General features: G+C 43.9%; 9 protein-coding genes. 8 read left to right on the top strand and 1 reads right to left on the bottom strand.

The annotated features are described in order from the left end of the window. Nucleotides 1-347: 347 nt before the first annotated feature. Complete coding sequence (locus tag QUA13_RS17755; RefSeq protein ID WP_333200543.1) at nucleotides 348-1787, bottom strand: ATP-binding protein; 1440 nt, start codon at nucleotides 1785-1787, stop codon at nucleotides 348-350. Nucleotides 1788-2786: 999 nt separating this feature from the next. Between QUA13_RS17755 and QUA13_RS17750 the strand changes: the two genes are divergently transcribed. The 8 genes from QUA13_RS17750 (at nucleotide 2787) to QUA13_RS17715 (ending at nucleotide 12235) form a co-directional block, all read left to right on the top strand. Next, complete coding sequence (locus QUA13_RS17750) at nucleotides 2787-3866, top strand: permease (RefSeq protein WP_333200537.1); 1080 nt, start codon at nucleotides 2787-2789, stop codon at nucleotides 3864-3866. An 80-nt stretch (nucleotides 3867-3946) separates the two neighbouring features. Continuing rightward, entirely contained in the window at nucleotides 3947-4735 is a 789-nt protein-coding gene (locus QUA13_RS17745) for a TIGR03943 family putative permease subunit (protein ID WP_333200541.1), read from the top strand. 183 nt (nucleotides 4736-4918) lie between these two features. Next, nucleotides 4919-6295, top strand: a complete 1377-nt coding sequence (locus QUA13_RS17740) for an oligosaccharide flippase family protein (protein ID WP_333200535.1) — start codon at nucleotides 4919-4921, stop codon at nucleotides 6293-6295. Between the two features lie 20 nt (nucleotides 6296-6315). Then, nucleotides 6316-7302 carry a hypothetical protein gene (locus tag QUA13_RS17735; RefSeq protein ID WP_333200533.1) on the top strand — a complete coding sequence of 329 codons (987 nt, stop codon included), beginning with the start codon at nucleotides 6316-6318 and terminating at the stop codon, nucleotides 7300-7302. 123 nt (nucleotides 7303-7425) lie between these two features. Beyond that, the gene (locus QUA13_RS17730) at nucleotides 7426-7596 is read left to right on the top strand and encodes a hypothetical protein (RefSeq protein WP_333200531.1); all 171 of its coding nucleotides are present in this window, start codon (nucleotides 7426-7428) and stop codon (nucleotides 7594-7596) included. Nucleotides 7597-7782: 186 nt separating this feature from the next. Beyond that, nucleotides 7783-9348, top strand: coding sequence for a hypothetical protein (locus tag QUA13_RS17725; RefSeq protein ID WP_333200529.1), 1566 nt, complete (start codon nucleotides 7783-7785; stop codon nucleotides 9346-9348). A 255-nt stretch (nucleotides 9349-9603) separates the two neighbouring features. Then, the gene (locus tag QUA13_RS17720) at nucleotides 9604-10170 is read left to right on the top strand and encodes a hypothetical protein (protein WP_333200527.1); all 567 of its coding nucleotides are present in this window, start codon (nucleotides 9604-9606) and stop codon (nucleotides 10168-10170) included. Between the two features lie 709 nt (nucleotides 10171-10879). Further along, nucleotides 10880-12235 carry an ATP-binding protein gene (locus QUA13_RS17715; protein WP_445242721.1) on the top strand — a complete coding sequence of 452 codons (1356 nt, stop codon included), beginning with the start codon at nucleotides 10880-10882 and terminating at the stop codon, nucleotides 12233-12235. The last annotated feature ends 9 nt before the right edge of the window (nucleotides 12236-12244 follow it).

The following is a 12244-nucleotide window of genomic DNA, read 5'->3' as shown; positions in this document are numbered from 1 at the left end:
ATCCAAACTACCGAAAACTCCTAGAATACGGCTCTCTCAGAGCCTGACTCTCCCAAAATATGTCCGAACTGTTGTAATTACCAATTACTAATAATTAATAACAACTGATATCAATTCCGGTAGCATCGGAATTGTAAAGTCGAGTCAACAGTCAACAATCACGGATGGTGCAACCGGAATCGATCTAATTAATCTGCGTTAATCGGTGTTAATCTGCCTGTATCTGCGGTTAAAAAAAGAGAATGTATTAACCGCAGATGACAAGGGATTGACGCTGATTCACGCAGAGGTCGAGAAGAGAGATAGGAATAGTTGCGATGCTAATAGATTTGATATGACTTATTGCTTCAAATCAATGGCAACAAAATTTCAAATTCAGTACCTGTACCGGGCGTAGAATGCAAATTTAACTTGCCTTTATGCTTTTCCGTAACAATTTGATGGGTAATTGCCAACCCCAAACCGGTACCTTTCCCAGCGGGTTTAGTGGTGAAAAATGTCTCAAAAATCCGCCGCTGAATTTCTGGCGGAATTCCCGGCCCGTTATCGGCAATTCTAATGGCTATCCAAGCGTTATTTTGATTTTTTTCCGCTGCTTCTGGGCAGAAGTCGCCGTTTTGGCTGGCGGATGATAACTGTTTGGCATTTTGTCGATCGCCCATAACATAATTTTGAATTAATTCCGAATTCACGCAATCTCCGTCTGAACTGTCTATTACCTCGGTTTCAATAGTAATCGCAGGCACAAAACCTTTTTCTCCTTTTACCTCTTCCAAAGCGTCGATCGCATTGCTGATAATATTCATAAATACCTGGCTCAACTGACCAGAGTAACACTTGAATAAAGGCAAATCACCATAGCTTTTAACTACTTCAATCTCGTACTTAAGACGGTTTTTCATAATTAGCAGCGTACTGTCAATACATTCGTGGATGTTAGCTTGTTTCAAGCGGGCTTCGTCCATGTGAGAAAAAGTGTGCAAGCTGGTGACGAGTTCGGTCAGCCTTTCGGATGAAACTTTCATACTTTTGAGAATTTCCACCCAATCTTTTTGCAAAAAATCGAAGTCTATGTTTTTTTTGAATCCGTCAATTTTTTCGCTGTCACCGACAATGTGTTCGTAAGCAGACAGCAAATCCATGATGTCTTTCGAGTAGTTGGACAAAAAGCCGATATTTCCCCTGATGCAGGTGACGGGATTTCTAATTTCGTGGGCGACTCCAGCTACCATCTGCCCCAAACTGGCTAGTTTTTCGGTTTGAATTAGTTGAGATTGAGTTTGCTGCCTCAGCAATTTTGTCGCTAGTTCGTGAATGTTGGATTGGGCTACTAACAGTTCGTGTACGTCTAGCAAAGTATAAGTTTGAGGCGACACTTGAACTACAATCGGTTCGTAAAGCAGTTCTTTCGATCGCAACAGCGACTTCCTGGCTGCATCGACGATTAAAGTATTGCTGGGAAAAATTAAATTCTCTGTTTCGGCAAATCGGTACAAAGCGCTCACAGGCCGCTTTAAAAATAATTCTCGCCCAAAAGGACGGCTGATAAATTCTAAAAATCTCCGCCGGGAAATCATACCGGCAAATTCACCTTGATGGGTCACAATGACTCCCGGTAACAGCGGATTAGATTCTAACATCTGGGAAATTTGCATTCCCCAATCCGTAGCTTCTACCTGAAAATCGTAAAGCGACAATTCTTGGAGAGTAGAGTCTAAACAAAGTTCTCTGATGGAAGCCTGGGACGTGGTTTGGACTGGTCTTTCTACGCAGGAGGTATTCAACATAAATTCATCAGCACGCTTTTTTAGGGTTCTATTTGCCAGCAGACCTTCAGCTACCAAAGGTCAGCAAGTGAGTTGCTGACTGCTTCGATCGGCATTCGCCTAGCAAACTGCATTTTAAATTACACAAAAAACTGACTGTAGTAAATGAAATTTTACCACTTAAAGTATTAGGCAAGATTGAGTATAACCGAGATAAATGCGCCCTGGTAATTATACCTGACTTTATTTTATACTGACTTGAGCGGTATTAACGCTTGGTTCGACTATTTAACTATTCATTAACCTTAAGTTATCGTCTTAACCTTTTGTTAATAAATTATTATACCGAGAAATATAATTGATTGACAATAGAAGAAAATCGGAATTGCCCGATCGCCCCTGCGATACAGCGAAATTAAACAAGTTAAAAGCACAAAGCCAGGGCGATCGCATCCCTGAGTTTTAGCTCGCTAAGCGCGATAGCTGCGATCCCCGCAAGCTAAGGCATTTGAGGCGATTTCATCCTATCTCCCCGATCCGGTACTCGCAACCCCCCGTAACGGTAGGTAAGCCAGTCACACCCGCCTGTGAGTCCTCTATTGGTTTGTAGTGAGGACTTTAGTCCTCACTACAAACCAATTTTATAGCAATTCTTCGATCGCACATAATATAAAACAGTCAACCTCGCCCGCAATCTCCAAAATCAGCCCAGGCAGTTGTTCTACAATCAACCATTGTTAACCGAAAGATCCATCAAATCGGCGACGGTTGGCAGAGTCAATTATTGATTGGCTGTACGAGGCGGATATGAATAAAAATTCAGTCAAATTCAAACAAGTTTAACCATTCCAAATCATTCAAGGCATCAGCCTTGATTAAATTAGAATGTCTACAAAATGCCGCAAAAAAAAGGCAAAAAAAAATTAACTGGATCTTAACTTAGTGCTATGCTTTGGTATGATCTACAAGGAGTTCTACCAAAGACGTATAACTAAATAGCAATCTACCAGTAGGTGATCGATGCAACCGGGCTTAACAAATCAGTTAAACAATGCTTTTACCCTTTTTCTCAGCTTGTTAGTAGAGGCAATACCTTTTCTGCTGCTCGGAGTTTTATTTTCAGGTTTGCTGCTGGGGTTTGTAGACGAACGCAAACTCGTATCGCGCATCCCGCGAAACCCGCTGCTGGGGGCTTTGATGGGCAGTTCGATCGGCTTTTTGTTTCCCGTGTGCGAGTGCGGTAACGTGCCTGTAGCCCGCAGGTTACTGATGCAGGGAGTTCCCGCACCAGCCGCGATCGGCTTTTTGCTTGCGGCCCCCACCATCAACCCCGTGGTAATTTGGGCGACTTGGACGGCATTTCGCGATCAGCCAGAAATTGTAGTTTTGCGGGTGGTATTTTCCCTAGTCACAGCCACAATTATCGGCTGGGTGTTCAGCGCCCAAAAAGACTTGCGGCCTCTGCTGCAAGCTTCTGTAGCCCGCGCCATCCCCTTGCCAAAACCAGAGTTTTCCGAAAAAGAACTCGTCCAAGCCAACACTCCGGTGCTGTTGCAGTCGGGAACATTTATGCTCGGTCAGCCGGGGGGGGCAGTGCCGATCGAATCTTTGCTACAAGACGACTGGAAGCCATTACCAACAGGCAAAACAGAAAAAACCTCGAAACGTTCATCTATGTTCCACCGCGTTTCTAAAGAGCGTCTGCGCCTGCTTTTAAACACGATGGTACAGGAGTTGCGCGAATTGGGAGGAGTGTTGGTAATCGGAAGTGCGATCGCAGCAATCATTCAAGTTGGCGTACCCCGCGACCTAATTCTCAATCTCGGTCAAGGCCCTATTTCTTCAATTTTCGCCATGCTGATATTAGGCGCAGTCGTGTCGATTTGTTCTACGGTAGATGCCTTTTTTGCCCTGTCTTTTGCTTCCATATTTACCAGCGGTTCGCTATTAGCATTTCTCGTTTTCGGTCCGATGATTGACCTCAAAGGCATCGGTTTAATGCTGTCAATTTTTAAAGGTCGAGCCGTAGTTTACTTAATTGTGTTGGCAGCTCAGTTAACTTTTTTAATGACCCTCGCTGTCAACTTGTATCTAGGCTAATAAATTAGCCCGGACTGACAAATAACGATAGATTCCCAATGACCAATGACCAATGACCAATGACTAATGACTCTTACAAAATGAATCTTAAAAAAATTAGCCCCTGGCTGGACGCCCTCGCTATCTTAGCGTGGGGAATACTGCTCCTCAAATATTGGATCACCGGCAAATTAAGCATTCTCATTCACCCCAATTACTTTGGCTTGACTCTAGCGGGAGGAATCGGCTTAATGGTGATTGGCGGGTTAAAAACTTGGGAACTCATAAAGCTCGATCGCACCACAAAGCAATCGCGGACATCAGCAGCAAATAACTCTCTCAGAATCACAGAAGTTGAACACGTTACTTTGTTTCCCCCCAGTATTGGCAGCACCTTAATTTTGAGCGTCGCATTAATAGGTTTACTAACAACGCCACGCACTTTTACCAGCCAGACAGCATTAGAACGAGGCCTCACCGAATCTCTGCCAATCACCAGACTGCAACCCCAAGAATTTCGCAATACTACAAAACCCGAACTGCGATCGCTCGTCGAATGGGTGCGACTGTTGAATTTCAATCCAGAACCCGATACATACAGAGGTCAAAAAGTCAAAGTTCAAGGATTTGTAATTCACCCCCCCAACATAGCAGAACAATATATGTGGATCGGGCGTTTTATCATTACCTGCTGCGCGGCAGACGCCTATCCGATCGGGTTGCCGGTAAAATTACTGATCGGTCAAAGCCGGGCCACATTTGCCCCAGACAGTTGGCTAGAAATAGAAGGAGAAACGATCGTAGAAGAATTGCAAGGCAAGCGCAAATTAATCATTCAAGCATCCTCCCTCAAACCAATTCCCGAACCAAAAAATCCTTATGATTATTAGGTATGGAGTAAGTATGAGATTAAATTTTTAGCTTTATTGCGACATGGACACTTAAGACCCGTTCTCCGTATACAAATAAAGATACTGTACAGTCAGCTACGAAAGTGGCAGCAGCATCCTGTAGGAGTTGCAAATAACAAATTCAGCAACTACACTCGTAATTAGGAAATAAATTCTGAGTATATGTCATCAGAAAAAAAATTAGCTGTCAAAGGTGCTATCTGGACGATCGCCAGCTATGGAAGCAGTCAAATTATCCGATTTGCCAGCAACTTAATCCTGACGCGTCTGCTTTTGCCCGAATTATTTGGTCTAGTAGGTCTAGCCTACGTTTTCATCACAGGGATTAACTTATTCTCAGACATCGGTCTAGGCCCAAGCATCATCCAGAACAAACGCGGCGAAGATCCTGAATTTCTCAATACCGCTTGGACGCTGCAAGTTATTCGCAGCTTTTTCATTTGGATTTGTTTGGTTATAATTACCCAGCCTGTTGCTAGTTTTTATGGAGATCCCCGTCTCCTATGGTTGATTCCAATAATAGGTATAAATTCCGTAATAGGAGGGTTTAAATCCACAGCCACATCCAGCCTAGAACGCAAAATGGCAGTGAAGGAAGTAGTAATTTTTGAGTTGGGCATACAGATTGTTTCTACTATAGTAATGATTGTCTGGGCCTGGTTCGATCGCAGTATTTGGGCCATCATCGCCGGCGGCTTGACTGGAGCTGTAATGGAGTTAGTATGGAGCCATTTTTTGATTCCCGGCAAGTCAAACCGCTTTGCTTGGGATAAAGAAGCAGCTAAAGAAATATTTTCTTATGGCAAATGGATATTTGTGTCTACGGCTTTGTTTTTCTTGTGTTCTCAAGCCGATAGACTCATCCTCGGGAAAATATTTACTTTAACAATGTTGGGCATTTACGGCATCGCTTTTACTCTCGGCGATATGCCGCGCCAAGTCATCATCGCCATTAGCGGCAGGGTGATTTTTCCCTCAATTTCTATGCTGGCAGAGTTGCCGCGACAGGAGTTGCGCGCGAAGATACTCAAGAACCGCAAGCTAATTCTAATACCGTTAGCCGTAGGTTTAGCAATTTTTGTGACCTTTGGAGACCAGTTAATTTTAATACTGTACAGGAAAGAGTATTGGGCTGCATCTTGGATGATGCCAATCTTGGCTTTAGGTATCTGGCACACCACCCTCCACAATATGATGGGTTCTTGTCTGTTAGCCGTAGGAAAGTCTCAGTACCCAGCTATGGGTAATCTGCTGACTTTTGTGAATCTATGTATAAGTATACCGCTGGGATACCACTTAAAAGGTAATTTAGGTGCCGTGATTGCTGTAGCTCTCGGCGACCTTCCTACGTATATAGTAACTAACTACGGTTTGTGGCGGGAAGGACTAACTTGTTTTTGGCAGGATCTTCAATTAACAGGGCTGTTTGTAGGGGTGCTGGCAACTCTACTTTGGTGTAGAGTCACTTTTGGTTTGGGTCTGCCAATCGATAAAATATCACCGATGGATTTAATTCCAATCAATACCCTATTTCAGTAAACAAAAAGGAGATTGTCTATATGTCAAGCGAAACAAATACCAGAAGAAAAGTAATGCACTTTATCTTTTTACAACTGGCTTTGTTACAAGAAATATCGCGAGTTGCCACGAGGTATACTAAACTGATGTTTTTTTATCAAAGAGATCGCATTATAGATTTATTCAAAGAAAACGAACAGCCAGAAAAAGCACGGCCCAAAGTCTTTGCGGCTGTCGCACACATTACATCTGTTGAAGAATCTAACAATCCAGAAAAAGCCACAGAAAAAATTGAGAGACTCAGGCACACAATAGATGGACTGTTGACGAGTTTTGCTCATTGCGACCTGACTATTGCGATCCAAACTCTACCAAACAGGCACGTTACAGCGTACTTACCTGAATATCAAATTAAGTGCATTCAGATACAAGAAGGCCCTGAATGCGACCCCATGTTGGTAGAGTTTAGACTTCAGGAAGAATTTGTCGAAAGAGTAGAAAAATTTGACTGGTTTTTATTCATAGAAGATGACATTGTTTTGTACGATGCTTTCATTCTAGAAAAATTAGAAAATTTTAACCGACAAAGCGGGTATGAGAATGCTATTCTTTACCCAAACCGTTATGAAATGGATCAAGGAACCAAGAGATATATTGATTTGACAATACAGCAGCCGCTATTGTGGAATCAGCTATCTAGTGTAGAGATAGAAGGTGTAAAATTTGCGGAGTTTAACAATCCTCATTCAGCATTTTACTGTTTGTCAAGAAACCAGATGAAACAGTGGATAAAATCAGGTCGCATCTTCAAAAATCAAGTAGTGAATGTCGGGCTTTTAGAGAGTGCCGCAACTTTTTGTCTGTTGGAATGTTTCACCATATATAAGCCTCACCCGTCAAACTTAAACTATTTTGAGGTCAGGCATTACGATAGCAAATATTCTAAGCTATATCCCGAACCTGAATCGCCGTATACACTGTCAGCCGTTAATAATAGTTCCAAGATACCCATTGTCAAGGATTCGTGAAAGGGATCTCAGCTAAGTAGTCGTCATGATTATTAGTAGGAGGGGTAGAACGCCTGTGTTACCCCTCAACCTGTTAAAGAATTGGCGATTTGAGATGGGATAAAAAATCTTAAAGCTCAAACAGTGCTTGACGCAACTGGAACAATGGTAGGGTGCTATACGATCGCCAAAACCTCTCTCGATCGAGCAATTTTTAGCTCTGAGACGCCATACAAGCTAAAATCTCAAATTTCACATCTAAAATCGGTGGAGGCTGTTGGACGTGCAGCAGACTCCACCGATTTTAGATCGTGAGTTTAATTCAGTCCAGGACGCACCACAACTTTCAGAAACCGAGTTTTTTACCAGCATACTTCGTTGCAGTCCTTTTCGCTGGTAGAAAAAACGGGTTTCTGAGGGTAGGGAGTGCATCTAGGACTGTAAAATTTAAGAGGGAAAATTTGGTAGTTAATTTTCAGCAGAAATAGGAGAGAAAGATTTGTGAGTATTTTTAACAAAAAAATTAATCCTTCACCCTTAGCTATTCTGCCATTCAAACAGCCGATCGACCGCACGGCGATCGCCCTCATGCTAGTGCTGAGCCTCTTAATGGGTCTGCTGCTGCTGAGCGGCGATCGCACAGCACCCAGAGTGCGAGAATTTACCTGGGAAAACAAACAAATCGGCGCTGAAGATACCGGCTTTATCCTCACCTTCTTTCGACCGATGAACCACTCCAGCGTCGAGGAAAACTTAAAGCTAGAACCCCCCCTCCCCGGTAAATTTAGTTGGGCTGGAAGGCGCATGGCTTACACCCTCAAAGATCCAGCACCCTACGGCGTTACCTACACAGTAAAACTCGCCGGAGCAACCGACAAGTATTTCGGAGAAAACAACCAAAATAAAGGAACGCCAATTCAACCGTTTAGCAGTTCCTTTCGCAGCCGCGATCGAGCTTTTGCTTACATCGGCGTCCAAGGCGAAACAGAAAGCAGATTAATGCTAGTCAATCTCACCAGCAGCGACTCAAAACCGATACCGCTGACTCCCAAAGATTTAGTAGTAACTGATTTTAAACCGTATCCCGACAGCGATCGCATTTTATTCTCAGCTACAGATCGATCGATCGCCCGTAGTGGTGGCACCCTAAATCAAGAACTATTCACAGTCACCACCGGTCTCAACCCTCAATCTCCAGGAGTAGAATCTCAGTCGCAGCCAGCAGGTAGACTTGACAAACTATTAGATGCCAAAGATTACCAAAACCTCAAATTCGACCTCTCAGCCGACGGAAAAATCATAGTTATCCAGCGCGTCAACCGCCGCAATCCCGGCGATTTCAGTCCTTGGATTTTGGAAGAAAAAGTGCCTCCCCGACCCTTGGAAAATCAACAAGGTGGAGATTTTCTGATTCGCCCCGACAGCAAATCGATGGTAATATCTCAAAAACAAGGATTAGCGATCGTCCCCCTCAAACCGGAAGCAGACCCAGTAGAATTTTTGCCAAAATACGAACAAGTATTGGGCATGGCCCGCGACAACTCCGCCGCCGCATATGTTAAATACAACAGCGACTTTACTCGATCGCTTTTCATCTTAGACAACCAAGGTGCAGAACAAGAAATATTGCGAATTCCCGGCAGCATTATCGGCGTTTATTTCGATCCCCGCAAAGACAAAGACAACCAATTTCAGCGTCTATACTGTTTTTTAACCCAACGCCTCACAACAGAAAGCTACAAAGAACAGCCTTTCATCGCCGCCATCGACCTTAAAAAAGAGGGCACTCGTTTGGTAGGAACCATCAAACCGCTGCTGGTTTTGCCCAACCAATTAGATACCCAAATCAGTTTATCTCCCGACGGGCTGGCATTAATTTTCGACCAATCAGTCACAGCAGCAAAGCCCTCAGCAGCAGATAGTCCCCGCAACGATAGCGGGCAGTCGATCGCCACCAGCCGCCTCTGGCTGCTACCCTTAGTAGAAATACCCGCAGACGGTTCTCCCGCAAAACTACAGCCCGAAGAACTGCCCTTTGCCGGCTATCACCCCCGCTGGCTCCCCTAAATCGATTTGAGATTTGAGATTTGAGATTGACCGATATTGGTAAATATCAAGAGGGTAACGCGATCCGTGCGCACCGGGCGTTGAAATGTGCGCCGAGGCGCACTCTACTTTTACTAAATTGATTTGAGATTTGAGATTTGAGATTTGAAATTGACTTGATACTAGGCCATACTGGTAAATATTACAAACTTTGAAACCAACTCACCAGCCTGCAATTTCACATCTAAAACCTCAAACCAAAAATCTAAAATTCGCATGACTCCCGAAGAAATTAGCAATACCCTTAAAGACTTATTTGGTGACCGTGTTGAGACGCCTGCTGCTACTTCTTGGCAAGTAGAAACTCCCAAATTTCGCCTGTTAGTCCTCCTTTCAGAAGAGGGGAGTTGGCTGCGGATTTTGCTGCCGATCGCCGACGCCCAGGAAGCTCAACCATTTTTTGATAAACTGCTAGAAGCTAACTTTGACACCACCCTCGAAACTCGCTACGCCATACATCAAAACGTTGTGTGGGGAGTATTTCAGCACAGTTGTGCCACACTCGCCGCCGCAGATTTCTCGGCCGCCGTCGCCAGACTGCTGGCTTTGCAAGAGCGAGGTTTGTCCGACTTTTTCGGCGGTTTGATAGAAAGCCGCATCCGTCAAATCATCAAAGCTGCGAAGATGCAGGGACAGTCTGTCGAAACTACCCTTCAGACTTTAGACCGTTTCTACGCAGAGGGATTGATGGGTGAAATGGAACTAGGGCGAGAGTCTCGCGAAAATACTCTCGCGGCTTGGCGGTATCAGCTAGAACGCCTTTGGCCGGATGTGGAACCCTAAGACGATTTGAGATTTGAGATTGCAGATTGCCGATTGCAGATTCCAGATTGCAAAAAACTGACTGCCATCGAGGTTGGAAGTTGCCTAAAGTTGGATTCTTTTTAGTGGTATAGCAACCGCCAAGACGGTTAGAACGTTCTCAATTGCACAAACCCTTGCCGAAGATTGCTTCTTCCTTCTCTGCTAGATAACTAAAGCCTTCCATCCGTTACATCCGTCGAGCGAATCCGTTGCCGAACTTCCTTCTGCTGTACAATATGCGGATTTTGGCCAGGGCCCCAGTCTTGACCGTTGGGGCCTCAAGTCACTTCCACGATCGCCAATCCGGGCCATCTTACCCTCGAACCAGGCCCGTATATTCACTGATAACCCGCGAGCTGTTCTCCAATTCCCTACTAGCACCGGAAAAATGGTATAGTAGGTAACAAAAATCCCTGATAAACATTAAAAATTTTCTGAAAACAGGCGATCGCAGGTATATGATGGTAAAAAGTTTACAGCAGAACTCCGTAAGTTCCACAAAAGCTTCGATCGTTTAACATTGATTTAGAAACAAAATCTTTAGCACACAACGCTAGTGCGATCGGGTTTTCCCATCGGATGCTGTTCTAATTTAATAAATTAGCAACTACCCCCTCTCAATTACCCGTTACCAATTAATAGCAACTTAAGTTATCCATCAATACAACATTTAACAGGGGTTTCATCTATGTTTGCTGTGCGTGAGACTAGCTCGGAGTTATCAGTGTTGCATATACCTGAAATTTGTACTTGGAATATATCCTCAGAATCAACTCTCCTAGACCTGCCACTCTACAACTGCCAAATTGAATTAACTCAAGAGGCAAAAGAAGTAGCCCAGGCTTTTGAAAAAAATTCCATGCTTCCCGGCGTCATTTTGACAGAGGGGGGTAATTTTGTAGGTATAATATCCAGGCGTCTATTTTATGAAAAAATTAACCGCCGCTACGGATTAGAAATGTTTTTTAAGCGACCGATAGAAGTATTATACAAGTTTTCCAAGCCAGATCCCCTGGTACTTCCAGGCAGTAAATTAATAGTAGAAGCCGCCCAGGAATCGCTTTACAGATCGGGAGAATTAATTTACGAACCTGTAGTAGTGGAAATAGCACCTCAGATCTACAAACTGTTAGACGTACACCAATTAATAATCGCTCAATCAAGAATTCACGAATTAACAAATAAGTTGCTCCACAAACAAACCCAAGCCAAACTAATCCAAACAGAAAAAATGGCGAGTTTGGGGAGAATTGTAGCAGAAGTAGCTCACGAAATCAGAAATCCGCTAAACTGTATTTGGGGAAATTTGACTTTTCTGCTGTCCTATTTTGAACACTTGCTTCAGCTCATTTCGGTTTATGAAGAAGAATATTCTGAACCGTGTCCCCGAATTGATGCCCTCAAAGAAGAAATTGAATTTGATTTTTTACAAGAAGATTTGCCAATCACGTTAGAAGGGATGGAACTGGGAGCCTCGCAATTGCTAAAAATAGTTAACGGGCTGCACCACTTCTCTCACATGGACGAGACAAAGCCAGTGGAGACAGACATTCACGAATGCGTGGAGATGACGCTGTTAATTCTGAAAAACCGCTTTAAAAACAACATAGAAGTGGTAAAAAATTACGGTGAAGTGCCGCTAGTTACTGGCTACTCAGGTCAGTTGAGTCAGGTGTTTTTGAATTTGTTAGTTAATGCTCTAGACGCCCTGACAGAGTACGCAGCCGATCGAGAAATACAGACCGAGTGCCTGGACAACTGGCAGCCCCAAATCGAAATTACTACTAAAGTCGTAGAAACCGAAGACGGCAAGCGGGTCGCAATTTGCATTGCCGATAACGGCCCCGGCATTCCCCCAGAAAATCACCAGCAGATATTTGAGACCTTTTTTACCACTAAACCAGCAGGCAAAGGCACCGGTATGGGGCTGGCTATCTCCCATCAAATCGTTACAGAAAAGCACGGCGGCCAACTGAAAATGCGATCGCAGCCGGGCCAGAACACCGAATTTGAAATTCTCCTGCCCATAATTGGCAAAATATGATTAACTCAG

The sequence above is a fragment of the Microcoleus sp. S28C3 genome (genome assembly GCF_036700785.1).
Classification (GTDB): domain Bacteria; phylum Cyanobacteriota; class Cyanobacteriia; order Cyanobacteriales; family Microcoleaceae; genus Microcoleus; species Microcoleus asticus.
This window is presented reverse-complemented; position numbering and strand designations above follow the sequence as displayed.